This window comes from Streptomyces sp. R41 (assembly GCF_041053055.1).
Lineage (GTDB): Bacteria > Actinomycetota > Actinomycetes > Streptomycetales > Streptomycetaceae > Streptomyces.
On sequence record NZ_CP163443.1, the window covers coordinates 4,794,501 to 4,818,628 of the forward strand.

19 protein-coding genes are annotated in these 24,128 nt (G+C 71.1%); 9 read left to right on the forward strand and 10 right to left on the reverse strand.

The window, feature by feature from the left end; translation table 11 throughout:
* Positions 1 to 295 precede the first annotated feature (295 nt).
* From AB5J53_RS21935 to AB5J53_RS21950, 4 genes are all read left to right on the forward strand, one after another.
* Positions 296 to 949, forward strand: coding sequence for a bifunctional DNA primase/polymerase (locus AB5J53_RS21935; RefSeq protein ID WP_369247371.1), 654 nt, complete (start codon positions 296 to 298; stop codon positions 947 to 949).
* Positions 950 to 1,062: 113 nt separating this feature from the next.
* Positions 1,063 to 1,857 (forward strand): ABC transporter ATP-binding protein, encoded by a 795-nt coding sequence (locus AB5J53_RS21940; protein WP_369247372.1) that lies wholly within the window; start codon positions 1,063 to 1,065, stop codon positions 1,855 to 1,857.
* Entirely contained in the window at positions 1,854 to 3,467 is a 1,614-nt protein-coding gene (locus tag AB5J53_RS21945; protein WP_369247373.1) for a transporter, read from the forward strand. Before AB5J53_RS21940 ends, AB5J53_RS21945 begins: the two co-directional genes overlap by 4 nt.
* Positions 3,468 to 4,113: 646 nt before the next feature.
* Positions 4,114 to 5,496: a PAS domain-containing protein gene (locus AB5J53_RS21950; RefSeq protein ID WP_369247374.1), complete on the forward strand. Its 1,383-nt coding sequence runs from the start codon at positions 4,114 to 4,116 to the stop codon at positions 5,494 to 5,496.
* A gap of 263 nt (positions 5,497 to 5,759) precedes the next feature.
* Here the strand turns inward: AB5J53_RS21950 and AB5J53_RS21955 are convergent, their stop codons facing one another.
* Positions 5,760 to 6,515, reverse strand: a complete 756-nt coding sequence (locus AB5J53_RS21955) for an SIS domain-containing protein (protein ID WP_369247375.1) — start codon at positions 6,513 to 6,515, stop codon at positions 5,760 to 5,762.
* Between the two features lie 297 nt (positions 6,516 to 6,812).
* On the opposite strand from AB5J53_RS21955, the gene AB5J53_RS21960 reads away from it, so the two are divergent.
* From AB5J53_RS21960 to AB5J53_RS21970, 3 genes are all read left to right on the forward strand, one after another.
* Positions 6,813 to 7,505: a metal-dependent transcriptional regulator gene (locus tag AB5J53_RS21960; RefSeq protein WP_327429616.1), complete on the forward strand. Its 693-nt coding sequence runs from the start codon at positions 6,813 to 6,815 to the stop codon at positions 7,503 to 7,505.
* Between the two features lie 787 nt (positions 7,506 to 8,292).
* Positions 8,293 to 9,171 carry an alpha/beta fold hydrolase gene (locus AB5J53_RS21965; protein ID WP_369247376.1) on the forward strand — a complete coding sequence of 293 codons (879 nt, stop codon included), beginning with the start codon at positions 8,293 to 8,295 and terminating at the stop codon, positions 9,169 to 9,171.
* 556 nt (positions 9,172 to 9,727) lie between these two features.
* Positions 9,728 to 10,771 carry an isopenicillin N synthase family dioxygenase gene (locus AB5J53_RS21970; RefSeq protein WP_369247377.1) on the forward strand — a complete coding sequence of 348 codons (1,044 nt, stop codon included), beginning with the start codon at positions 9,728 to 9,730 and terminating at the stop codon, positions 10,769 to 10,771.
* Positions 10,772 to 10,799: 28 nt separating this feature from the next.
* Here the strand turns inward: AB5J53_RS21970 and AB5J53_RS21975 are convergent, their stop codons facing one another.
* On the reverse strand, positions 10,800 to 11,900 hold the full coding sequence (locus AB5J53_RS21975) for a citrate synthase 2 (RefSeq protein WP_369247378.1): 1,101 nt from the start codon (positions 11,898 to 11,900) through the stop codon (positions 10,800 to 10,802).
* Positions 11,901 to 12,387: 487 nt separating this feature from the next.
* Between AB5J53_RS21975 and pdxH the strand changes: the two genes are divergently transcribed.
* Entirely contained in the window at positions 12,388 to 13,026 is a 639-nt protein-coding gene (pdxH, locus tag AB5J53_RS21980; protein ID WP_369252380.1) for a pyridoxamine 5'-phosphate oxidase, read from the forward strand.
* 65 nt (positions 13,027 to 13,091) lie between these two features.
* On the opposite strand, the gene AB5J53_RS21985 is transcribed toward pdxH, so the two are convergent.
* The 8 genes from AB5J53_RS21985 to AB5J53_RS22020 form a co-directional block, all read right to left on the reverse strand.
* A complete protein-coding gene (locus AB5J53_RS21985) occupies positions 13,092 to 13,709 on the reverse strand; it encodes a TetR/AcrR family transcriptional regulator (RefSeq protein ID WP_369247379.1) in 618 nt (205 codons plus the stop codon).
* The gene (locus AB5J53_RS21990; RefSeq protein ID WP_369247380.1) at positions 13,697 to 14,431 is read right to left on the reverse strand and encodes an enoyl-CoA hydratase family protein; all 735 of its coding nucleotides are present in this window, start codon (positions 14,429 to 14,431) and stop codon (positions 13,697 to 13,699) included. The genes AB5J53_RS21985 and AB5J53_RS21990 overlap by 13 nt, the downstream gene beginning before the upstream one ends.
* On the reverse strand, positions 14,428 to 15,993 hold the full coding sequence (locus AB5J53_RS21995; RefSeq protein WP_369247381.1) for a 4-coumarate--CoA ligase family protein: 1,566 nt from the start codon (positions 15,991 to 15,993) through the stop codon (positions 14,428 to 14,430). Before AB5J53_RS21995 ends, AB5J53_RS21990 begins: the two co-directional genes overlap by 4 nt.
* A 21-nt stretch (positions 15,994 to 16,014) precedes the next feature.
* The gene (locus tag AB5J53_RS22000) at positions 16,015 to 17,175 is read right to left on the reverse strand and encodes an acyl-CoA dehydrogenase family protein (RefSeq protein WP_369247382.1); all 1,161 of its coding nucleotides are present in this window, start codon (positions 17,173 to 17,175) and stop codon (positions 16,015 to 16,017) included.
* A gap of 92 nt (positions 17,176 to 17,267) precedes the next feature.
* A complete protein-coding gene (locus AB5J53_RS22005; RefSeq protein WP_369247383.1) occupies positions 17,268 to 19,118 on the reverse strand; it encodes a biotin carboxylase N-terminal domain-containing protein in 1,851 nt (616 codons plus the stop codon).
* A gap of 8 nt (positions 19,119 to 19,126) precedes the next feature.
* The gene (locus AB5J53_RS22010; protein WP_369247384.1) at positions 19,127 to 20,734 is read right to left on the reverse strand and encodes an acyl-CoA carboxylase subunit beta; all 1,608 of its coding nucleotides are present in this window, start codon (positions 20,732 to 20,734) and stop codon (positions 19,127 to 19,129) included.
* A complete protein-coding gene (locus tag AB5J53_RS22015) occupies positions 20,731 to 22,368 on the reverse strand; it encodes an acyclic terpene utilization AtuA family protein (protein ID WP_369252382.1) in 1,638 nt (545 codons plus the stop codon). The genes AB5J53_RS22010 and AB5J53_RS22015 overlap by 4 nt, the downstream gene beginning before the upstream one ends.
* A gap of 62 nt (positions 22,369 to 22,430) precedes the next feature.
* Positions 22,431 to 23,225 carry a TIGR03084 family metal-binding protein gene (locus AB5J53_RS22020; protein ID WP_369247385.1) on the reverse strand — a complete coding sequence of 265 codons (795 nt, stop codon included), beginning with the start codon at positions 23,223 to 23,225 and terminating at the stop codon, positions 22,431 to 22,433.
* A 182-nt stretch (positions 23,226 to 23,407) separates the two neighbouring features.
* Here AB5J53_RS22020 and AB5J53_RS22025 point away from each other — a divergent pair, with 182 nt between their 5' ends.
* Positions 23,408 to 24,040 (forward strand): hypothetical protein, encoded by a 633-nt coding sequence (locus tag AB5J53_RS22025; RefSeq protein WP_369247386.1) that lies wholly within the window; start codon positions 23,408 to 23,410, stop codon positions 24,038 to 24,040.
* Positions 24,041 to 24,128: the final 88 nt, after the last annotated feature.

Consider the following 24,128-nt stretch of genomic DNA (forward strand, 5'->3'; position numbering starts at 1 on the left):
TGTGGCTGCGGTGCCTGCCCACGCACCGAGTTGACGTGTCTTCACCGGCCGACCGCACCGAAAGAAGTCGGCCACGAAGATCAATGCCCCGCCGACATACCGAAGATGCGAGACATGTGAGGATTGCCGGGGTAAGGGCGGCTGCCCGACCCCTCCCCTGGTTACCCACACCCAGCTGTCGTTGCCCATGCGCGCCCCCACACGTGCATCCATGCGCCCCACATGCGGAATCGATGCTCCTCCCCCGCGCGCGTGTCCCCCGTAACCCGCGGTGGACCCGGGAGTTGAGTTCAGCGTGGAAGAGACCATCGCAGGCACCGAGACCGCACAGATCCCCAAGCAGCGCGGCGAATCGCTGCAGGAAACCGCCGTGCGCTATGCCGAGGAGCGCCACTGGGACGTGTTCCCCGGCAGCTGGCTGGAAGCCGTCGACGGGGTGCAGCACTGCTCCTGCGGCGAGCCCGCGTGCGCCGCACCCGGCGCGCACCCGGCGCGCGAGGACTGGGCGACGCTCGCCACGGGCAGTGCGACCGTCGCGCGCCGGATGTGGGCGAAGCAGCCGCGAGCGTCCATCCTGTTGCCCACGGGGCGGACGTTCGACGCGATCGAGGTCCCCGAGACGGCCGGCTGTCTCGCACTCGCCCGGATGCGGCGCATGGAGCTGACCCTCGGCCCCGTCTCCTGCACCCCGGACCGGCGCATGCACTTCTTCGTGCTCCCCGGTGCCGCCGCGAAGGTCCCCGACCTGGTCCGCAAGCTGGGGTGGCCGCCCTCCTCCCTCGACCTCGTCACCCTCGGGGAGGGGGCGTACGTCGCTGCCCCACCGACCCGGTTCGGCTCACGCGGGGCGGTGCAGTGGGCCTGCCGGCCGACGCCTGCGAATCGATGGCTGCCGGATGCGGAGGAGTTGATCTCGCCGCTTGCCTACGCGTGCGGGCGGGACCGGTAGCCCTCGCACCCGTCCTGCCTGGCCCGGTCGTTTCACGGCCGCGGCTTGTCCTTGGTCGCTCGCGCAGTCCCTCGCGCCCCTGAAAGCAGGGCGCTCCCCCTTAGGGTGCTTGCATGACCGAGGGAGCTGGGGAAGCTGTGCCCGCCGTACATGTGCGCGGGCTCTGGAAGCGGTTCGGGGAGCAGGTCGCCGTCGCCGGGATCGATCTGGAGCTGCCCGCGGGCCGGTTCATCGGGCTCGTCGGTCCGAACGGGGCGGGGAAGACCACCACCCTCTCCATGGTGACCGGGCTGCTCAGGCCGGACCAGGGCACCGTCGAGGTCGTCGGCCACGACGTGTGGCGCGACCCGGTGGAGGTGAAGGCCCGCATCGGCGTCCTGCCCGAGGGACTGCGGCTCTTCGAGCGGCTCTCCGGGCGCGAACTCCTCGCGTACACCGGCCGGTTGCGCGGCCTGCACGGCGCCGAGGTCGACAAACGCGCCACCCAGCTCCTCGACGTCCTCGACCTCGCGGGCGCCCAGCACAAGCTCGTCGTCGACTACTCCACGGGCATGCGCAAGAAGATCGGCCTGGCCTGCGCCCTCCTCCACAACCCCGAAGTCCTCTTCCTCGACGAGCCGTTCGAGGGCGTCGACCCGGTCTCCGCGCAGACCATCCGCGGCGTCCTGGAGCGGTACACGGGATCGGGCGCCACGGTCGTCTTCTCCTCCCACGTGATGGAGCTGGTCGAGTCGCTGTGCGACTGGGTCGCCGTCATGGCCGCGGGGCGCATCCGCGCGTACGGCCCGCTCGCGGAGGTACGCGGCGGCGCGCCCTCCCTCCAGCAGGCCTTCCTGGAGCTCGTCGGCGCGCACGGCCGCACCGCAGGGACCGATCTCGACTGGCTGGGCGGCGGGGCCGCCCGATGAGCACCAACGCCGGTGTCTCCGCCGCGTCGATCACCCCCGTCGTCGTACGGCTGAAGCTGTCGCTCCTGCGCAACGGGCTGCGGCAGTCCGCAGGACGACGGGCCGCGTACGTCACCTCCGTCGTCCTCGTCCTGCTCTTCGCCGCCCTCCAGCTGCTCGGCCTGATCGCGCTGCGCGGCAACGCGCACGCCACCGCCGTCGCCGTGCTGCTCGTGGCGATCCTGGCGCTCGGCTGGGCCGTGATGCCGCTGTTCTTCCCCAGCGGCGACGAGACGCTCGACCCGACCCGGCTGGTGATGCTGCCGCTGCGCCCGCGTCCACTCGTACGCGCGCTGCTCGCGGCCTCGCTGGTCGGCATCGGACCGGTCTTCACCCTGTGCCTGCTCATCGGTTCCGTCATCTCCGTGGCACACGGGGCGGCGGCGTACGGCACCGCCGTCGTCGCCGTGGTCGTGGCCCTGCTCGTCTGTGTGGCCCTCGCACGGGCCGTCGCGGCCGCCAACATCCGGCTGCTGTCCAGCCGCAAGGGCCGCGATCTGGCGGTGCTCAGCGGCCTGGTGATCGCGATCGGCGCGCAGTTGGTCAACTTCGGTGCGCAGCGGCTGGGTTCGGCGGGCGGTCTGTCGAAACTCGACCCGGTGGCGGACGTCCTGCGATGGCTGCCGCCCGCGTCGGCGATCGGCGCGGTGGACTCGGTGAGCGAGGGATCGTACGGGGTGGGCGTCGCCCAACTCGTCCTCGCTGTGGGCGCGTTGGTGGGGCTGCTCGCGCTGTGGTCCCGTCATCTGACCCGGCTGATGACCTCGCCGGACGGGTCGACGTTGCAGGCGGCCGAGCCCGCCGCGCGGGAGCGGGGCTCGTCGGGGCTCGGCCGGCTGCTGCCGTCGGGCCGCACCGGAACGGTCATGGAGCGCAGCCTGCGCTATGTGTGGCGCGACCCCAAGACCAAGGCGGCGTGGGTGACATCGCTGGCGATCGGCCTGATCGTGCCGGTCTTCAACGCACTCCAGGGCACCGGCTCGATCTACTTCGCGTGCTTCGCGGCGGGGATGCTCGGGATCCAGATGTACAACCAGTTCGGGCAGGACACGTCCGCGTTCTGGATCGTCGCGATGACCATCTCGTCCACGCGCGACGCGTACGTCGAACTGCGCGGGCGCGCGCTGGCACTGCTGGTGATCACCTTGCCGTACGCGACCCTCGTGACCGTTCTGACGACCGCGATGCTCGGCGCCTGGCCCAAGCTCCCCGAAGTGCTCGGCCTCTCCTTCGCGCTGCTCGGCGCGATGCTCGCCACCGGCGCCTGGTCCTCGGCCCGCTTCCCGTACTCCATCCCCCAGGAGGGCTACAAGAACGTCGCCCCCGGTCAGACAGGCCTCGCCTGGATCGCCATCTTCGGCGGCATGGTCTCCGCGGCCCTGCTGGCCGCCCCCGTCATCGCCCTCACCATCTGGCTGAACGTCACAGCAGACGGCGACGAGTGGACCTGGCTGCTGCTGCCACTGGGCGCCGGATACGGCGCACTGATCACGGTGCTGGGGCTACGCCTGGCGGCGCCTCGGACGGCACGTCGGCTGCCGGAGATCTTGGCGGCGGTCAGCAAAGGGTGAACCTTCTTGGCCTGCGGGCAATCGTGCCGCTGGGGCGGCTCCCGTCCCACGGAGAGCGGCACCCCGTAGGCGCGGGCTCGACGTCCCGCCTCTACGCCGATCCCGGCACGAGTTCTCGCCGGGTGGCGTACCCGTACCCGTCGCCCCGCTGCACGAGCCGCAGGTTCCGGTGAGAGACGTTGATCCGGCCCTGCGCCGTCGTGAGGCTGTGCTGTCCCCTGGCTCGCACGGAGATCCGCCCCGTCCATGTGCCCGCCCACTTACCGGAGGGCACGGTGGCACGTACGAGATCGCCGGTGACGTACTCGTACCAGAGGTGGACTCGGGCTTCGTTGCGGATCTCGACATCGACGGGGAGGTCGCTGAAGGCTTCCCGTCCGGCGCGGATTGCTGCGTCCTCCGCCCACGTCGTTGTGGGAGAGCGTCGCGCGGAGTGCGGCGAGCTGGGCGTCCAGGGGCAGGCGGGCCGGCGGCAGGGGTGTCCTGGGGCGCGGTTGGTGGGGCGGGCGGGGCGGAAATCCGGCGTACAACGATTTCGTCCAATCTTTGGGGAACGTGGTGTGGGCTGGGTCACGTTCGAGTTGAATGATTACGAGTGAGCGAACTGTCGCGCCGTACGTGCGGACGCAGCCTGCAGGGGGTCCAGGTGAGTGCTTCCCGGCGTAGTGGGACCACCGATGAGCTGGGGCCGGATGAGCCCGAGCGGGATGGTTCGGATCTGCTTGCCGCGCTGCTGGACGGGATGGACGCGGCGCTGTGTGCCTTTGATGCCGATGGGGTCGTGACCCACTGGAATCGGGAGGCCGAGCGGATTCTGGGGTGGACCGCGGCCGAGGCCGTGGGGCGGCAGGGGTTCGCCGGGTGGGCCGTGCGGACCGCGGACGCCGAGGAGGTCGAGGGGCGGCTGCTGTCCGCCATGCAGTCTCCTGGGCGGCAAGTGCATGAGTTCGCCCTGCTGACCAAGGACGGCGGACGGGTGCTCGTACGGACGCAGTCCGCCGCCGTGCGGGGCCCGGACGGGAAGCCCGCCGGGGTGTACTGCGCCTTCAGTGAGGTGCACGCACAGATTGATCTTGAGCGGTCCATCGCGCTGAGTGAGGCATTGTTCGAGGACGCCAGCTGGGGTGTGGTGCTCGTTGATGCCGATCTGCGGCCTGCCGTCGTCAATGCCCATGCGGCCCGGGCTCTCGGGACGGGGCGTACGTCGGTGCTCGGGCGGCCTCTCGGGGACCTGCTCACCCAGGGTGTGGAGGAGCTGGAGAGCGCGCTCACGCATGTGCTCGCGGAAGGCGCGCCGCCCGCGCCCGCCGAGATGTGGGTGAGTGTGCGGACAGCCGAGGGCGAGAAGCGGCGGTGCTGGCGGAGCGGGTTCCTGCGGCTTGCCTCGCCGCTCGCGGAGGAACCGGTTCCGCTGGGTGTCGGATGGCTCTTCCAGGACGTGACCGAGGCCAAGCAGACCGAGCAGGAGGCGGCGCTGCTGCGGTTCCGGGCCAATCAGCTGCACCGGGCGTCGCGGGCCGCGGCAGAGTGCGAGGACCCGGCGGAGGTCGCCACCGTCCACCTCGACTTCGCGCTCGCCGGTTTCGCCGACCACGCGCTGATCGACCGCGTGGCGGGGGGTTCGGCCTGGGACGGCGAAGGGCCCGTGCGGCTCGTACGGGCCGCCGCCACGCCCTCCGGGGCGCCGGGGCCGAGTGTCCTCACCGGGAAGGCGGGGCTGCCCATCCGGTACGCGGAGGGGCATCCCGCCTTGCAGTGCGTGGAGCGCGCCGGGTCCGTACGGGCCAGCGCGGGTGCCGCCGATGCCGAGAAGGCGCGGGAGTGGGCCGTGGCGCGGCAGTGGCCGCCGGACTCGGTGCATGCGCTGTGCGCGGTGATGCGGAGCCGGGGGCGGACGCTGGGGGTCGTGACGTTCCTGCGGGGGGCGGGGCGTAGTCAGTTCGAGCGGACGGATGCGACGTACGCGGAGGATGTGGCCGTACGGATTGCCATGGCGCTGGATCTGGAGAATGTGCTGGGGCTCGGGTGACGTGATGGCGGCCCGGGGCGGGGGGGGGTTCGCGCATGCGGTTGCCCGGCGCCGGGGCTGGGCTCGTGGCGGGTGCGCTTGCGGGCACTGACAGGGTGCCTCTCTCTGTGGGACGGGTGCCGCCGCCCCAGCGGCACGATTGCCCACGGCTATGACCCTTGCGGGTGGGCTGTCGCCCCCAGCGGTACGCATGCCACAGCTACGCCAGTTGTGGCGGCCGCCGGCGGCCGGCAACCGGCAGCCGCGAACGGCGGAAGGCCGGCTCAGCGGCGGTAGAAGATCCGGTCGCCGTATTCCGTCATCACGCGGCCGTTCCACTCGTGGCCACCGTCCACGTTGCCCGAGCGGAGGAGCGGCGGCTCGATGCCGCGGGCGGCGAGGGCGCCGGCGGCCGTGGCCATGACGGCCTGGAGGAGGGCCGTCGTGACGACGGTGGAGGCGGGGGCGAAGGGGGCCTCGATCGCGTCGAGGGTGAGTTCCGCGTCGCCGACCGCGATCTTCGAGTCGAGGACGATGTCGCAGTGGTCCTTCAGGTACGTCCCCGAGACGTGCCGGGACGTCGTCTCGGAGGCGTACGCGACCGAGGTGACGCCGATGACCTTCACCCCCAGCGCGCGGGCGTTCATGGCCATCTCGACGGGCAGTGCGTTGCGGCCGGAGAGCGAGATGATCACGAGTACGTCGCCGGAGCGGACCGGACTGGAGTCCAGGACGGCGCTCGCGAGGCCGTCGACGCGCTCCAGGGCGGAGCCGAGCGTCGCGGGCATGACGTCGACGCCGACGACGCCCGGCACGGCGAGCAGGTTCATCAGAGCGAGGCCGCCCGCGCGGTAGACGACGTCCTGTGCGGCGAGCGAGGAGTGTCCGGCGCCGAAGGCGAAGAGTCGTCCGCCGTCCACGACGGTGTCGGCGATCAGGGTTCCGGCCGCCTCGATGTCCCCGGCGTCCTCGTCCCGCACCCTCTGCAGCAGGCCGATCGCGGCGTCGAAGAACTGCCCGGCCAGCTTGCTTTCGCTCATCGGCGAAGCCCCTTAGAAGTCTCGTCGGCGTCGGGTGGGCGTCGTGTCGCGGATCACGTTGCGGTCTGGACCAGTGCCCTGTCAATACGCCTCACGGGGGCGACACTGGGCCCAGGGCACTCGCGTCACATCTGCCCCGGCCGAGCCCCGGGCCCGTACAGCCGCAGAGGCACTCGTAGCCGCGCGGTTGCAACGGCGAGGCACGGTTGTCAGTGGTATGCGTCAGAATTGAGTTCAGGGCCAGCGCACACGCCGGTGAGCCATCGAGTCTCCGGCAGAGCTAATCGAGGGGCACGAATGTCCGGACTGATCGACACCACGGAGATGTATCTCCGCACCATCCTCGAGCTGGAGGAGGAAGGCGTGGTCCCCATGCGCGCCCGGATCGCGGAGCGGCTCGACCAGAGCGGCCCGACGGTCAGCCAGACGGTGGCGCGGATGGAGCGCGACGGCCTGGTGGCGGTCGCCAGTGACCGGCACCTGGAGCTCACCGAGGAGGGGCGGCGGCTGGCCACGCGCGTCATGCGCAAGCACCGCCTCGCGGAGTGCCTGCTCGTCGACGTGATCGGTCTGGAGTGGGAGCAGGTGCACGCCGAGGCGTGTCGCTGGGAGCATGTGATGAGCGAGGCCGTCGAGCGTCGCGTCCTCGAGCTGCTGCGCCACCCGACCGAGTCGCCGTACGGGAATCCGATCCCGGGCCTGGAGGAGCTGGGCGAGAAGGACGGCGCCGACCCGTTCCTGGACGAGGGCATGGTGTCGCTGGCCGAGCTCGACCCGGGCCTCGACGGCAAGACCGTGGTCGTGCGGCGTATCGGCGAGCCGATTCAGACGGACGCGCAGCTGATGTACACGCTGCGGCGGGCGGGCGTGCAGCCCGGCTCCGTGGTGAGCGTGACCGAGTCGGCGGGCGGGGTCCTCGTGGGCAGCGGCGGCGAGGCCGCGGAGCTGGAGGCGGACGTTGCCTCCCATGTGTTCGTCGCCAAGCGCTAGCACCGGCAGCGGTTCGTTGCCGGGCGCCGGCACCTGATCATCGCCGGGCGCCGACCCCCGTGTGATCGTCGCCCGGCACCGGCACCCGCGAGGGGCAGCTCCCGGGCGTCGGCCGTGGGGGCCGGCATCCGCCGTCCCCGCGGTCGGCACCCGGGCGCACGCCGCCCCCTCCACGCCGGCCCCGTGCGCCCGTCGCGGGCGCTCGTCCACGCGACTCGGGACATGTCAACTCCCGCGACGCCAGAGGCAGTTGTGATGATTCCGCGACCTCACTGAAACCAAGATTCAGTGTGCGGAATCGCAGCGCCGGGACCATTTGCGTGCGAGGCTGTCGCGTGAGGCATATGACCTGAGGGCTCTTGACCGTGTCCGAGAGCGATGGTGCGCGGTCGGGGAGGGGGCGGGGAGGATGTGCCGCAGATGTGGAGAGGGCCCCGGCGCCAGATGGCGCCGGGGCCTGTCCTCCCCTGTGCTGACCCGGAGCCCCGAGCTCTCAGGGTCATTCCCCTCGGACCGTTTTTCCCCGAGCGGTCCGCCTCCCGCTGAAGATCTCCCCTCGGCGGCGGCGGTCAATCCCCGAGAGTGGTCACTCGAATGAGGGGTGTTGCAGCCAGGAAGGCCATTTTCGAAATCTCATTCGATAACGTGATGGTGCAGTAGAGGTACACGTAGAGCAGCACCGGTAGCAGGAGCAGCGGTACGACAGCGGTAGGAAGCGGTACGAGTGGACCGGCCGGTTCGAGCGGGAGCGAGCCGGTCCGAGCGAGCTAGGGGGGTGCCATTACCGATGGTGCGGCGCATCGACGTGACGGGAGCGGGCGGCGTACGCCTTGCTGCCTGGGAGTTCGCCGATCCTCCGAAGGTGGATCCCACCAGGGCCGGTGAGACCTCGGGAGCCCCCGGAGTGCTGTTACTGCACGGCCTGATGGGCCGCGCCTCGCACTGGGCGTCCACCGCCCGCTGGCTCTCCGAGCGGCACCGCGCCGTCGCCCTCGACCAGCGCGGCCACGGCCAGAGCGACAAGGCGCTGGAGGCGGAGTACACCCGCGAGGCGTACGTCGAGGACGCCGAGGCCGCGCTCGAGCAGCTCGGCCTCGCTCCGGCCGTTCTCATCGGCCACGCCATGGGCGCGCTGACCGCCTGGCAGCTCGCGGCGAAGCGGCCCGATCTCGTGCACGGGCTGATCATCTGTGACATGCGGGCGTCGGCGTTAGGGGCCGCGTCGCAGCGTGAGTGGGAGGACTGGTTCAAGGCCTGGCCGGTGCCCTTCGCCACGCTCGCCGACGTACGGAAGTGGTTCGGCGAGGACGATCCGTGGGTGGAGCGTCCGAATCCGTCCCGGGGGGAGTTCTACGCCGAAGTGATGCACGAGTCTCCGGACGGGTGGCGTCCGGTCTTCGAGCCCGAGCAGATGCTCAAATCCCGGCAGACGTGGGTGTACGACGCGCACTGGGAGGAGCTCGCGCAGGTGCGCTGCCCCGCGCTGGTCGTGCGGGGGCTGGACGGGGAGCTGGGCCGGGCCGAGTCGCAGGAGATGGTCCGGGTGCTGCCGTACGGGCAGTATGCGGAGGTGGCCGAGGCGGGGCACCTTGTGCACTATGACCAGCCGGAGGCTTGGCGCGCGGCCATCGAGCCGTTCTTGGACGGGGTCCTTACGGGGCGCTGAGCACTTCTCGTGCGTTGCCCGGGGCGGTCATCTTCTCGGAAAACCCCTTGAAGTGCGCGGACAGGGTTCCTAGGGTGATTGTTACTTCGGAGAGGAGGTGGTTCGGCAGATGTATGAATACCGGACGGAAGAGGTGGCTGCGGGCTAGTAGCCCGTCACCACACTCAGTGCGGTGCCGGACCAGCGCGTGAGCTCTGCGCGCAGCCGGCCGAAATTCCACGCAGTCACCCGACCCGCGAGCTCGCCGGTACGTCCGGCCGGCTTCCCCGCCGTGAGGCGGGGGGACCCGAGCTCGTGGGTCGTCTGCGTTTCAGGTGTGGTGTGAGGCGGGGCACAGGCGCATCGGCTGCCCCGCAGTACTCTGGGGCCATGCTTCCGATGCTCGTTCGACGCCGTCACGTGGACTTCGTGCGCGTCACGAGCATGGGCTGTCGGCGCTCTGCCTGACCCAGCCCCCTTGTGCACTTCTTGCACCGCTTCTTCTTCCACTTGGCACCCGTGGCCCCGCCCCACCCTTGGCGGCTGCCCGGGCCCCGTACACCTGCGGACGCGACTCATGACGACGAACACGTCTTCTCAGCACCAGCGGCAACACCAGTACCAGCAGCTTCCGATCATTGATCTCTCCGCGGCCGACCGCGGTCCCCAGGCCCGTGCACTGCTGCACGCGCAGTTGCACAGCGCCGCGCATGACGTGGGGTTCTTCCAGCTCGTCGGGCATGGCGTGAGTGAGGCGGAGACCGCCGCTCTGCTCGACGCCATGCGTCGGTTCTTCGCGCTTCCCGAAGTCGATCGGCTCGCGATCGACAACATCAACTCGCCGCATTTTCGGGGGTATACGCGTACCGGCGACGAGCTGACGGGAGGGAGTCGGGACTGGCGGGATCAGCTCGACATAGGGGCTGAGCGGGCTGCTCGGACACCTGGGCCGGGTGAGCCGGCGTACTGGTGGCTTGAGGGGCCGAATCAGTGGCCGGATGCCTTGCCGGAGCTGCGGGTCGCCGCGCTGGCCTGGATCGACCGGCTCAGTGCCGTCGCGGCACGGCTGCTGCGTGAGCTGCTCGTCGCCATTGGTGCGCCCGGCGACTTCTACGAGCCGATCTTCGGGGAGCGGGCTCATCCGCATCTGAAGTTGGTGCGGTATCCGGGGAGTGCGGGGGACGGCGGCGATCAGGGTGTCGGCGCGCACAAGGACTACGGGTTTCTGACGCTGCTGCTGCAGGACCAGGTGGGTGGGCTTCAGGTGCAGCGGGAGGACGGGCTGTTCCATGACGTGCCGCCGCTGCCGGGGGCCTTCGTCGTCAATCTGGGTGAGCTGCTGGAAGTGGCCACCAATGGTTATTTGATCGCCACCAATCATCGGGTGGTGAGTCCGGCCGGGGCCACCGAGCGGTTCTCCGTGCCCTTCTTCTACAACCCCCGGCTCGACGCGCGGGTCGAGCCGTTGCCCTTCCCGCACGCGTCCGCCGCGCCCGGGGTGACGACGGATCCGGCGAATCCGCTCTTCGCCGAGTACGGCAGGAATGAGCTGAAGGGCAAGCTGCGGGCGCATCCGCTGGTCGCCGCCCGTCATCACGCGGAGCTGCTCACGCCCGCGTGATGACCGGCGTGCGGCACAGGTACAGCGGTCAGTGCGCGATGTCCTCGTAGCCCTCGATTTCCTGGGGGCTGCGCGAGCCGGGGCCCACGTAGCGCGCGGAGGGGCGTACGAGGCGGCCCGTGCGCTTCTGTTCCAGGATGTGCGCCGACCAGCCCGCGGTGCGGGCGCAGGTGAACATCGAGGTGAACATGTGGGCCGGGACCTCGGCGAAGTCGAGGACGATGGCGGCCCAGAACTCGACGTTCGTCGCCAGGACGCGGTCCGGGCGGCGGGCGTGGAGTTCGGCGAGGGCGGCCTTCTCCAGGGCCTCGGCGATCTCGAAGCGGGGGGCGCCGAGGTCGCGGGCGGTGCGGCGCAGCACCCGCGCGCGCGGGTCCTCGGCGCGGTAGACGCGGTGGCCGAAGCCCATGAGGCGTTCGCCCTTGTCCAGGGCCTGCTTCACGTACGCCTCGGCGTCGCCCGTGCGTTCGATCTCCTCGATCATGCCGAGGACACGGGACGGCGCGCCGCCGTGCAGCGGGCCCGACATGGCCCCTACGGCGCCCGAGAGCGCCGCGGCGACATCCGCGCCCGTCGACGCGATCACGCGCGCCGTGAACGTGGAGGCGTTCATGCCGTGCTCCGCGGCGGAGGTCCAGTAGGCGTCCACGGCCGCCACGTGCTTGGGGTCGGGCTCGCCGCGCCAGCGGATCATGAACCGCTCCACGACGGACTGCGCCTTGTCGATCTCGTGCTGCGGGACCATGGGCAGGCCCTGGCCGCGGGCGGACTGGGCGACGTACGAGAGGGCCATGACAGCGGCGCGGGCGAGGTCCTCGCGGGCCTGCTGCTCGTCGATGTCGAGGAGGGGCTTGAGGCCCCAGACGGGGGCGAGCATGGCGAGCGCGGACTGGACGTCGACGCGGATGTCGCCGGAGTGGACGGGGATCGGGAACGGTTCGGCGGGCGGCAGGCCGGGTTTGAAGGCGCCGTCGACGAGCAGCCCCCAGACGTTGCCGAAGGAGACGTGGCCGACCAGATCCTCGATGTCGACGCCTCGGTACCGGAGTGCGCCGCCCTCCTTATCCGGTTCGGCGATCTCCGTCTCGAACGCGATGACTCCTTCGAGTCCGGGTACGAAGTCGGACATCAGGCGGCTCCTCGTGATGTGTGCGACATGGTGTTGTGGGGGTGTGCGTGGCGTACATGCTGCTTGTGGTGTACGTGGTGTTCGCGACCATGTGTCAGGCGTGGGTGGCGGTCGATGGTCGTTCGTCCGCCGGTTCGGTTCCACGGTCGTTTTCGAAGACTCTCGAAGGCCCTCGGGAGCCTTTCGAAGGGTCCTCGCCGACTCGCGGTCCGAAGCGGTCACCCCGGTGATGCCCCGTGCGGCTGGCGGTCATCCCAACCGGAACGGCAGCAGCACGATATCCCCGAGTGTCACCTTTGGGGAGAGTGCGCGGCACTGAGTGCCACGCAGTGATGAAGCACACGCCCGCCGGAGGCGGGGGTCCATACGGCAGGATGACGGCGTGAACGACCGCTTCCCGGATGAATCCGCCGCCGAGCCCATCGTCCAGCGCGCAGCCGAGGCTGCCGAGGCCGCCGCCGAAGAAATCGCCGCCGACCCCGCCGCGATGCGCGCGCACTACCGCGCGGAGGGTCTGGACGAGGCGGACCTCGCCGCGCACCCGATGGACCAGTTCGCCCGCTGGTTCAAGCAGGCGGCGCAGGCCGCGGTGCACGGTTTCGTGCACGAGCCGAACGCGATGGTCGTCTCCACGGCGGACGCCGAGGGCCGCCCCAGTTCGCGCACGGTGCTGCTGAAGCAGTACGACGAGCAGGGCTTCGTCTTCTACACCAACTACGACTCCCGCAAGGCCCGCGAGCTGGCCGAGAACCCGTACATCTCACTGCTCTTCCCGTGGCATCCGCTGGCCCGCCAGGTCATCGTCACCGGCACGGCGCGGCGCACCGGCCGCGACGAGACCGCCGCGTACTTCCGCACCCGCCCGCACGGCTCCCAGCTCGGCGCCTGGGCCAGCGCCCAGTCCTCGGTCATCCTCTCCCGCGCCGAACTGGACTCCTCGTACGCGGAGTTGAGCGCCCGCTACCCGGAGGGCGAGCAGGTCCCGGTCCCGCCGCACTGGGGCGGTTTCCGTATCGCCCCGCAGATGGTCGAGTTCTGGCAGGGCCGCGAGAACCGCCTCCACGACCGTCTCCGGTACGTGGTGGAGCCGGACGGCAGCTGGCGGGTGGAGCGGCTCAGTCCCTGAGGGCAGTCCCTGAGGCTCGGTCCCTGAGGGCCAGCCCCTGAGGCTCGGTCCCTGAGGCCGACGCCTCAGCCGAGCGCCGCCTCCATCAGCACCGCCCACTGCTCCACCACCCGCTCCCGGCGCCCCCTGTCGTCGGTGAGGAGGTTGGCCAGGCCCAGGCCCCGGGCCATGTCCAGCAGGCCCTGGACCGTCTCGCGCACGCCGGGTCGGGTCTCGTCGGCGCCGAGGAGGTCGACCGCGATGCGGTGGGTCTCGCGGCCGACGCGGGCCTCCAGTTCGGTGACTCTCGGGCGGAGCTGCTCCTCGTTGGAGGCGGCGACCCAGAGATGGAGGGCGGCGCGGAAGAGGGGGCCGGTGTAGAGGTCGACGAGGGCGGCGACGACGGCGCGGCGGTCGGCGGCGCCGTCGGGGAAGAGGGCGCGCAGGGCGGTGGAGCGTTCCTCGGCGACGTACTCGACCGCCGCCGTGAAGAGGTCCTCGCGGGTCGGGAAGTGGTGCTGGGCGGCGCCCCGGGAGACGCCGGCGCGTTCGGCGACGACGGAGACCGTGGAGCCCGCCCAGCCGTGTTCGGCGAGACAGGCCACGGCGGCTGCCAGGAGCCGCTGCCGGGTCGCCCGGCTGCGGTCCTGCTTGGGGACATGCGGAAGACGCGCGGCATGCTCCGTCGTGCTCACACCACCCATGCGGGATCCCGTCGTTCGAGGAAGGCCGTCATCCCCTCGTGGGCCTGCGCGGAGGAGAACAGCCGGGCCGAGAGCGCGGTCAGTTCGGCCGCGTCCCGGTCGAAGGTTTCCAGCACCTTAGCCGTGAGCAGCTCTTTCGTCTCGGCGAGGGCTTGGGGGGACGCTCGGCGCAGGCCGTCGAGGATGGGGGCCAGTACGGCGTCGACGTCATCGCCTGTCGCCGTCAGGAGGCCCGTGCGGACCGCCTCCGCCGTGTCGAAGCGTTCGCCGGTGAGGTAGTAGCGGGCGAGGGCACGGGGGTCGGTGCGGGGCAGCAGGGGCAGCGAGATCACCGCGGGTGCGACGCCGATGCGTACCTCCGTGAAGGCGAAGGTGGCCTCCGTGGAGGCGGCCGCGATGTCGCAGGCGCCCAGCAGGCCGAGGCCGCCCGCCCGTACGTGTCCGGTCACCCGGGCCAGCACGGGTTTGCGCAGCTCGACGATCTGCCGCAGCAGCCCGACGAGGGCGTCCGGGTGCGGCGGGTCGCGCAGGTCGGCGCCCGCGCAGAACGTGTTCCCGGTGTGGGTGAGGACGATCGCGCGTACGTCGCCGTCCTTGCCGCACCGCGTGAGCGCGTCCGCCAGCTCGCCCACGAGGACGGCCGAGAGGGCGTTGCGATTGCCGGGCGAGTCGAGGGTGAGGGTGGTGATGGCGCGGTCCCGCGCCATGTGGACAACGGTCATGAGCGGCCCCGCAGTTCCCGTCGCAGGATCTTCCCGGAGGCCGCCCGCGGGACGCCCTCGATGAAGGAGACGGCACGGACCCTCTTGTACGGGGCGACGCGTTCGGCGACGTACATCATGACCTCTCCTTCGGAGAGGTCGGTCGCGGACGGCTGGCGGACCACGTAGGCGTGGGGGACTTCATTGTTGTCCTCGTTGTAGGCGCCTATGACGGCTGCGTCGGCGATGCCGGGGTGCGTGAGCAGCAGCGCTTCGAGTTCGGCGGGGGCGACCTGGAAGCCCTTGTACTTGATGAGTTCCTTGACGCGGTCGACGACGAACAGCCAGCCCTCGGCGTCCGTGTAGCCGACGTCTCCGGTGTGCAGCCAGCCGTCGGGGTCGATCATCGCGGCGGTGGCGTCGGGGCGGCCCAGGTAGCCCTTCATGACCTGGGGGCCGCGGATGGCGATCTCTCCGGCCTCGCCGACGCCCAGCTCCTTGTCGGGGTCGTCGAGGGAGACGATGCGCATCTCGGTGCCGGCGATGAGCCTGCCGACCGTTCCGGGGGGTGCGTCCGGGGTGTTCAGGGGCACCAGGTGGGTGCAGGGCGAGAGTTCGGTCATGCCGTAGCCCTGGCCGATGGGCGGCAGCCCGAGCCGCTGCGAGCAGGCCTGTGCCAGTTTCGCGTCCAGGGGGGCGGCGGAGGAAATGACGTGCTTCAGGGACGACAGGTCGTACTGGGCGACGGCCGAGTGCTTGGCGAGGGCGAGGACGATCGGCGGGGCCACGAACAGCACGTTGATGCGGTGCTTCTCGATGGCCGCGAGGAACGTGTCCAGGTCGAAGCGGGGCAGTACGACGACGGTGGCGCCCTGCCGCAACGGGGCGTTCATCAGGGCCGTCAGCCCGTAGATGTGGAAGAACGGCAGCACGGCGAGGATGCGGTCGCCGGGGCCCAGGGGCATGGACGGCACGAGCTGCGCGAGGTTGGTGGCTATGGACCGATGGGTGAGCATCACGCCCTTGGGGATGCCGGTCGTCCCCGAGGAGTACGGGAGGGCGGCGACGTCGGCCACGGGGTCGATGTCGATCCGCGGTTCGGGCGCGGTGGTGCCGAGCAGGTCGATCAGCGAGCGGTGCCCGGGAGCCTGGTCGCAGACGAAGATCTCGCGTACGCCGCCCGCGAGTTCGGCTGCCGCGCGGGCGGTCTCCAGGAGGGGTGACACGGTGACGATCCAGGCGGCCGCGCTGTCGCGCAGCTGCTTGGCGAACTCCTCGGGCGTGGCGAGCGGGTGCACGGTCGTGACCGATGCCCCCGCGCGCGTGGCGGCGTAGAACGCCGTCGGGAAGGCGATGGTGTTCGGGCTGTGCAAGGCGAGCACGTCGCCCTTGCGGACGCCCGAGTCGGCGAACGCGGCGGCCAGCAGCCGGTGGAAGCGGTCCAGTTGTTCGTACGTGAGCGTGGTTCCGTCGACGCCGTCGACGAGCGCGGGCGTGTCGCCGCGCCCTGCGGCGCGGCCGAGGACGGCGTCGTGGATGGGTTCCTCGACGGCCGGGACGTCTGCGTACTGGCTGCGGAACACGGTTCCTCCTAGAGCGGCTCGCTAGTACGACTTGGGCAGGCCCAGGGTCTGGTGGGAGACGTAGTTGAGAATCATCTCCCTGCTGACCGGTGCGATACGAGACACGCGCGACGCGGTAATCAGTGAGGCGAGGCCGAATTCACGGGTGAGGCCGTTGCCGCCCAGGGTGTGCACGGCCTGGTCGACGGCCTTCACACAGGCTTCGGCGGCCGCGTACTTGGCCATGTTGGCGGCCTCTCCGGCCGCGACATCGTCCCCGGAGTCGTACAGGAACGCCGCCTTCTGCATCATCAGGCGGGCGAGTTCGAGCTCGATGTGGGACTGCGCCAGGGGGTGTGCGATCGCCTGGTGGGCGCCGATGGGCTCCTTCCAGACGGTGCGTTCGCGCGCGTACTCGACGGCCCTGGAGAGCGCGTAGCGGCCCATGCCGATCGCGAACGCGGCCGTCATGACGCGCTCGGGGTTGAGCCCGGCGAACAGCTGGAGCAGGCCCGCGTCCTCGTCGCCGACGAGCGCGTCGGCGGGCAGCCGTACGTCGTCCAGGGTCAGCTCGAACTGCTTCTCCGCGCCCTGGAGTTCCATGTCGATCTGCCGCCGCTCGAAGCCGTCGGCGTCGCGCGGGACGATGAACAGGCAGGGCTTGAGCCGGCCCGTCCGCGCGTCCTCGGCGCGTCCCACGATGAGCGTCGCGTCGGCGATGTCGACGCCGGAGATGAACACCTTGCGGCCGGTGAGGACCCAGGTGTCGCCGTCGCGGCGGGCCGTGGTGGTGATCCGGTGGGAGTTGGATCCCGCGTCGGGCTCGGTGATGCCGAAGGCCATGGTGCGGGTGCCGTCGCTCAAGGGCGGCAGCCACTCCCGCTTCTGCGCCTCGGTGCCGAAGCGGGCGATCACCGTGCCGCAGATCGCCGGCGAGACGACCATCATCAGCAGCGGGCAGCCGGCCGCGCCCAACTCCTCCAGGACGATGGAGAGTTCGGCTATGCCGCCGCCTCCGCCGCCGTATGCCTCCGGCAGGTTGACGCCGAGGTAGCCGAGCTTGGCCGCCTCGGACCAGAGTTCGTCCGGGTGACCGCCTTCGGCGATGACCTTGGTGAGGTAGTCGCGGCCGTAGCGCTTGCCCAGGGCGGCCACGGCGGAGCGGAGGGCTTTGTGCTCTTCGGTCTCAATGGCAAGGCTCATCGGGGCTCCTGAGGCTGTCTCGACAGTGCGGGTCGTATGTGGTTGCTCGCGCCCACGCGGCGGAGCCGCATGGTGTTGCAGCCCCGCGCCCCTTAAAGGGGCGCGTTGTGCTGGACCACGGCCAGAAGGGTGCCGACCTCCACCTGCTGGCCGGGTGTCGCGTGCAGGGCCGTGAGAGTGCCGGAGGCGGGCGCGGAGATCTTGTGCTCCATCTTCATCGCCTCCAGCCACAGCAGGGGCTCTCCGGCCCGTACAGCGGCTCCTACGGCCAGCCCCTCCGACACCCGGACCACCGTGCCGGGCATCGGTGCGAGCAGTGAGCCGGGGGCGCGTTCCGCGGCCGGATCGGGGAAGCGGGGCAGGGCGGTGAGGGCGGTCGCGTTCACGAAGACCTGGTCGTCGTAGCGCGCGATCTCGAACTTCCGTCGTACGCCGCCCACTTCGAGTACGACGAGACCGGCGTCGGCGTGCACCACGCGCACCCCGTCGGCGGTCAGGCCCTCGCGGGTGTGCCGGTAGTGGACTTCGTGCTCGGTGCCCGCCATGAGGTAGCGCTTGGCCTGGGGCTGCGAGGGAAGGTTCCGCCAGCCGCCGAACCTGGAGCGCCCGTACGCGTCCGCGAGGGCGGCGGCCAAGGGGGCGTGCGGGTCGCCCGTCCCAAGGTTCGTCAGATCGGCGAGGTGGCGCTCGTAGAAGCCCGTGTCCATCCGGGCCGTGGTGAACTCCTCGTGCCGCAGCGACCGTACGAGCAGGTCCCTGTTGGTGACCGGGCCGTGGATCGTCGCCCTCTCCAGGGCGCCCGACAGTCGGCGGAGGGCCTCCGCGCGCGTGAGCGCGTGGGCGACGGCCTTGGCGAGCATCGGGTCGTAGTGGATGCCGATGGGGTCGCCGTCGGTGTAGCCGGTGTCGAGGCGGATGCCGTCCGGGACGGCGAGACGGTGCAGGGTGCCGGTCTGCGGGGCCCACGCGCCGGCCGGGTCCTCCGCGTACAGGCGGGCCTCGACCGCGTGGCCACGCGCGCGTGGAGGGTCGTTTTCGAGCGCCGCGCCCTCCGCGACCTGGATCTGCAGGGCCACGAGGTCGATTCCGAAGACGGCTTCCGTCACGGGGTGTTCGACCTGGAGGCGGGTGTTCATCTCCAGGAAGTGCGCCCGGCCGTCGGCGACCAGGAACTCGACCGTGCCGGCGCCCACGTAGTCGACGGCGCGGGCGGCGCGTACGGACAGGTCGTACAGCGTCTGGGTGAGGTCGCCGAGACCCGGCGCGGGAGCCTCCTCGATGACCTTCTGGTGGCGCCGTTGGAGGGAGCAGTCGCGGGTGCCGAGTGCCCACACCGTGCCGTGCGTGTCGGCGAGGATCTGCACCTCGACGTGCCTGCCGCCCTCCACGTAGGGCTCGACGAAGACCTCCCCGTCCCCGAAGGCGCCGAGCGCCTCGGCACGGGCGGCGGTCAACTCGGCGTCCAGCTGCGCCAGTTCCCTTACGACGCGCATACCGCGCCCACCACCGCCGGCGGCCGCCTTCACCAGCACGGGGAGGTCGTCGGCCGTCACCTCCGACAGGGTTTCGATCCCCATCAACTTCTTGGCACGCGTCTTCGAGGCCATCGCCTCGATCGCCTCGGGCGGCGGCCCGATCCAGACGAGGCCCGCGTCGAGGACGGCCCGCGCGAAGTCGGCGTTCTCGGAGAGGAAGCCGTACCCGGGGTGCACGGCGTCCGCGCCGGCGCTCAGGGCCGCCTTCACGATCAGATCGCCGCGCAGATACGTCTCCGAGGGCGCCGCCCCCGGCAGCCGTACCGCCGCGTCGGCCACGCGCGCGTGGAGGGCGTTCTCGTCGGCGTCGGAGTGCACGGCGACGGTTCGGATTCCCAACTCGTGGCAGGTACGGAAGACACGGCACGCGATCTCGCCGCGGTTGGCGACGAGCACAGAAGTGATCACTGGATCCCTCACATCCGGAAGACGCCGAAGCCGCCACGCGCGCCCTCGTACGGCGCCGTGTGGATCGCGGACAGGCACAGGCCGAGGACGGTGCGGGTGTCGCGCGGGTCGATGACCCCGTCGTCGTACAGCCGCCCGGACAGGAACATCGGCAGGGACTCGGACTCGATCTGCTGCTCCACCATGGCGCGCAGGGCGGCGTCGGCGTCCTCGTCGTACGGCTGCCCCTTCGCCGCCGCCGACTGCCGGGCGACGATGGACAGGACGCCCGCGAGCTGCTGGGGGCCCATGACGGCCGACTTGGCACTGGGCCAGGCGAACAGGAAGCGCGGGTCGTACGCCCGCCCGCACATCCCGTAGTGACCGGCCCCGTAGGAGGCACCCATCAGGACGGAGAGATGCGGGACGCGCGAATTGCTGACCGCGTTGATCATCATCGCGCCGTGCTTGATGATGCCGCCCTGCTCGTACTCCTTGCCGACCATGTAGCCGGTGGTGTTGTGCAGGAAGAGGAGGGGAATGTCCCTCTGGTTGGCGAGCTGGATGAACTGGGCGGCCTTCTGCGACTCGGCGCTGAAGAGCACGCCCTGGGCGTTGGCGAGGACGCCGACGGGGTAGCCGTGGAGCGTCGCCCAGCCGGTCGTGAGGCTCGTCCCGTAGAAGGGCTTGAACTCGTCGAAGTCCGAGCCGTCGACGATGCGGGCGATGACCTCGCGCGGGTCGAAGGGGTGCTTCAGGTCGCCGGGGACGATCCCCAGGAGCTCGTCCTCGTCGTACTTGGGCGGGGCCGCCGGGCCCGGATCGCCGTACGCCTTGCGGTGGTTGAGCCGGGCGACAACGCGCCGGGCCTGTCGCAGCGCGTCCTGCTCGTCGACGGCGAAGTAGTCCGCGAGACCCGACACGCGCGCGTGCATCTCGGCGCCGCCCAGGGACTCGTCGTCGCTCTCCTCGCCGGTGGCCATCTTCACCAGCGGGGGCCCGCCCAGGAAGACCTTGGCCCGCTCCTTGACCATGATCACGTGGTCGGACATGCCGGGGATGTACGCGCCTCCGGCGGTGGAGTTCCCGAAGACCACGGCCACGGTGGGGATTCCGGCCGCCGACAGGCGCGTGATGTCGCGGAAGATCGCGCCCCCAGGGATGAAGATCTCCTTCTGGGAGGGCAGATCGGCGCCGCCCGACTCGACGAGGCTGATACAGGGCAGCCGGTTGGCGAGGGCGATGTCATTGGCCCGCAGCGCCTTCTTCAGGCTCCACGGGTTGCTGGCACCGCCGCGCACGGTCGGGTCGTTCGCCGTGATCAGGCACTCCACGCCCTCGACGACCCCGATGCCGGTGACGAGCGAGGCGCCGACTGTGTACTCGGGGGAGGCGCTCCCCCAGGCCGCGAGCGGCGACAGCTCCAGGAACGGCGTGTCCGGGTCGAGCAGCAGCTCGATCCGCTCCCGCGCGAGCAGCTTGCCGCGCCCCCGATGCCGGGCGACGTACTTCTCGCCGCCGCCCGCGAGCGCCTTGGCATGCTCGGCGTCCAACTCGGCGAGCTTGGTGAGCATGGCTTCGCGGTGGGCGGTGTAGTCGGGGCTGTTGATGTCGAGCGCGGAGGTCAGGACGGTCACAGGAGGGTCTCCGGTATGTCCAGGTGGCGGGAGCGGAGCCATTCGCCGAGGGCCTTGGCCTGGGGGTCGAAACGGGCCTGGGAGGCGACGCCTTCGCCGAGGATGCCTTCGACGACGAAGTTGAGGGCGCGGAGGTTGGGCAGTGTGTGACGGACAACTTTCAGATGACAGCTTTCAGTTATCAGATTCTGAAATCTGTCAGTTGTCAGTTGATGAGCCATCCATCGCCAGGCGTCATCCGTGCGCGCCCACACGCCGACGTTGGCGTTCCCGCCCTTGTCCCCGCTCCGGGCACCGGCGATGAGGCCCAGGGGAGCACGGCGGGTCGGTCCGGTCAGGGCCAACGGCTCGGGCAACGGCGGTTCTTCGAGCGTCTCCAGTACGCGGGTGTCCCCGGCCGGAGCCACATGAACCCGTCGCCCGTCATCGAGGACCGCCACATGGTCCACGGCACCATGGGGAACGTACACATCCTCGAAGACCCCATAAGGCGCGCCCGTCCCAGGTGGCGCCATCACATGGAATCCGGGGTAGCTCGCCAGCGCCAGCTCGACGGCGGCGCCGCTGAGCGCCCGGCCCACCGCGTCCTGGTCCGCGTCCCGCACGACGAGTCGGAGCAGTGCGCTCGCGGTCTCCTCGGTGGGGGCGTCGGGGTGGTCGGTGCGGGCGAGGTCCCAGCGGACGTCCGCCGGGCGGGACTTGGCAGTGTCGAGCGCGGCCTCCATCTGGTCCCGCACGAGGGCGGCCTTCTGCTCGATGTCGAGCCCCGTCAGGACGAACACGACCTCGTTGCGGAAGCCGCCGAGCCGGTTGAGACCGACCTTGAGGGTCGGAGGCGGGGCCTCGCCGCGCACGCCCTCGATCCGTACCCGGTCGGGGCCCTCCTGGGTGAGCCGGACCGAGTCCAGCCGGGCGGTGACGTCGGGGCCCGCGTACCGGGCGCCCTGTGTCTCGTACAGGAGTTGGGCCGTGACCGTGCCCACGTCGACGAGGCCGCCAGTGCCGTCGTGCTTGGTGATGGCGCTCGTGCCGTCCTCGTGGAGTTCGGCGAGCGGGAAACCGGGGTGGCGCAGGGTCGCCGGGTCGTGATCGGCGAAGAAGGCGTAGTTGCCGCCGGTGGCCTGGGTGCCGCACTCCAGGACGTGTCCGGCGACGACGGCGCCCGCGAGCCGGTCGTACTCGCGCGGCCCCCAGCCGAAGTGGGCGACGGCGGGCCCGGTGACGAGCGCGGCGTCCGTGACCCGCCCCGTGACGACGATGTCCGCGCCCTCGCGCAGGCACGCGGCGATGCCCGCGCCGCCGAGGTAGGCATGCGCGGCGAGACTCCCCGCGTACCGGTGCGTCAGGTCGTCGCCCTCGACGTGGGCGACGCGTACCGGGATGCCGAGCCGGTCGGCCAACGCGCGTACGGCGTCGGCGAGTCCGGCCGGGTTGAGGCCGCCCGCGTTCGCGACGACGCGCACGCCACGCTCGTGCGCGAGGCCTAGGCACTCCTCCAGTTGGCCCAGGAAGGTCTTGGCGTATCCGCGCTTGGGGTCCTTCAGGCGGTCGCGGCCGAGGATGAGCATCGTCAGCTCGGCGAGGTAGTCGCCCGTGAGGACGTCCAGCGGGCCGCCGGTGAGCATCTCGCGCATGGCGTCGAAGCGGTCCCCGTAGAAGCCGGAGGCGTTGCCGATGCGCAGCGGTCGTACGGCGGTCACCGCGCGACTCCCCTCGGCGCGCGTCCGGCGCCCGGCGGCCCCGCGAAGGCCTGTGCGATGTCCAGCCAGCGGTCGGCGTCGGGACCCTCTGCCCGTACGGCGAGGTCGGCGCGGTTCGCCCGCTGGGTCACCAGCAGGCAGAAGTCGAGGGCGGGGCCGGTGACCCGCTGAGCGGCGTCCGCCGGGCCGTACGTCCACAACTCACCCGAAGGGCTGACGAGTTCGACCCGGAACTCCTCGCCGGGCGCGGTGAGCCCGCGTACCCCGAAGGCGAAGTCACGGGCCCGCACCCCGATGCGCACCACATGCTTCAGCCGGTCCGTGGGTGCGCGCACCACACCCAACGCGTCGGCCACGTCCTGTCCGTGGGCCCAGGTCTCCATAAGGCGGCCGGTGGCCATGGAGGCGGCCGACATGGGTGGGCCGTACCAGGGAAACCGGGTTCCTGTGGGTGCCGCGCGCAGGGCTTCCTCCAGCGCGGCGCGCCCCTCCCGCCATTCGGCGAGCAGCCGGGCGGGCGGCAGTGCGGCCCCCTCCGCCGCGCCGTCGTCCACGAATCCGTCGGGCGAGGCGAGCGCCTTCTCGACCTCCTTGGCGAAGGCCTCGGCGTCGGTCACGGCGAGCAGCGCGGAGCGGTCGGTCCAGGCGAGATGCGCGATCTGATGGGCGACGGTCCACCCGGGAGCGGGTGTCGCCAGCGCCCACCGCCCCTCCTCCAACTCCCCCATCAGCCGGTCGAGTTCCTCGCTCTCCCGGTGCAGATCGTCGATCACGGACGACGGGTCGGACACGATGCGCTCCCCTCGGGGCACGACGTTGTGTGTCCGGGAGCATGGCAGTGGTCATAGAAACAAGCAAGCATGCTTGCATTAATTGGCGCAGACGCAGCCACCCAAACGTCCCGCCGAGGAGACGCAGAGGAATCCCGGGGTGACTTCGCCATGCACAGGTCACCCCGCTACGCTCTCCCGCCATGCTTCCCCCTCCGCCACCCCACCCCGGCCCCGACGCCGCCGTCTACCGCTTCGGAATGCGCCGGCTCCGGACCGGCCTGCCGGGCACCCTGATCGCGCTCCTCCTCGCACCGCTCCCGCTCGTCGTCACGGCGGGCAAGGGCGGGGCGGGCGTCGGGCAGTGGATCTTCGCCGGGGTGTGGCTGTTGCTCTGGGGCGGGCTCGGAGTGCTGATGGCGTACGCGCTCTGGGCGGGGCGCGGGACGCTGCTCGCCTTCGACGCGTACGGGGTGTGGTGGCGGCACAGCCGGGAGCGGCAGACGGTGGTGCCTTGGCAGTCACTGGCCGGGGTCGGGCTGTACTGGGCGCACAAGGGCAACGCCAAGGCCGGCCAGAAGGTCATGAGCCTTGAACTGTGTCCGTACGGAGACGTCGACGCGTCCGACCCGCTGCTCAAGCCGCTCGTCGTACGGGACGAGCCGCTGCGCCCCGGCCTGCCGGACCGCCGCTACCGGATCGGGATCCCGATGTACGCCAGCCGCCAGTGGGGGCGCGAGCTCGCCCAGGCCGCCTACGAGCGGGCGCCACAACTGTGGTTCGGCGAGCACGAGCGGCCGTACGGCTATATGCGGCCGTTGCAGCGCATGAGCTGAGCGGGCGGGACTCGCGCCATCGGCCGGTCAGCCGGATCGGCTGGGTCGCGGGCCGGTCAGCCGGCTTGGCTCGGTCGCGGGCCGGTCA

Coding starts and splice junctions, on each gene's coding strand:
- pdxH (WP_369252380.1), top strand. CDS start 12,388: ATGCGCGCGCACTACCGCGCGGAGGGTCTGGACGAGGCGGACCTCGCC.
- AB5J53_RS21955 (WP_369247375.1), bottom strand. CDS start 6,515: ATGAGCGAAAGCAAGCTGGCCGGGCAGTTCTTCGACGCCGCGATCGGC.
- AB5J53_RS21945 (WP_369247373.1), top strand. CDS start 1,854: ATGAGCACCAACGCCGGTGTCTCCGCCGCGTCGATCACCCCCGTCGTC.
- AB5J53_RS21960 (WP_327429616.1), top strand. CDS start 6,813: ATGTCCGGACTGATCGACACCACGGAGATGTATCTCCGCACCATCCTC.
- AB5J53_RS22000 (WP_369247382.1), bottom strand. CDS start 17,175: ATGAGCCTTGCCATTGAGACCGAAGAGCACAAAGCCCTCCGCTCCGCC.
- AB5J53_RS22015 (WP_369252382.1), bottom strand. CDS start 22,368: ATGCGCGAGATGCTCACCGGCGGCCCGCTGGACGTCCTCACGGGCGAC.
- AB5J53_RS21990 (WP_369247380.1), bottom strand. CDS start 14,431: ATGACCGTTGTCCACATGGCGCGGGACCGCGCCATCACCACCCTCACC.
- AB5J53_RS21940 (WP_369247372.1), top strand. CDS start 1,063: ATGACCGAGGGAGCTGGGGAAGCTGTGCCCGCCGTACATGTGCGCGGG.
- AB5J53_RS21985 (WP_369247379.1), bottom strand. CDS start 13,709: ATGGGTGGTGTGAGCACGACGGAGCATGCCGCGCGTCTTCCGCATGTC.
- AB5J53_RS21975 (WP_369247378.1), bottom strand. CDS start 11,900: ATGTCCGACTTCGTACCCGGACTCGAAGGAGTCATCGCGTTCGAGACG.
- AB5J53_RS21965 (WP_369247376.1), top strand. CDS start 8,293: ATGGTGCGGCGCATCGACGTGACGGGAGCGGGCGGCGTACGCCTTGCT.
- AB5J53_RS22025 (WP_369247386.1), top strand. CDS start 23,408: ATGCTTCCCCCTCCGCCACCCCACCCCGGCCCCGACGCCGCCGTCTAC.
- AB5J53_RS21970 (WP_369247377.1), top strand. CDS start 9,728: ATGACGACGAACACGTCTTCTCAGCACCAGCGGCAACACCAGTACCAG.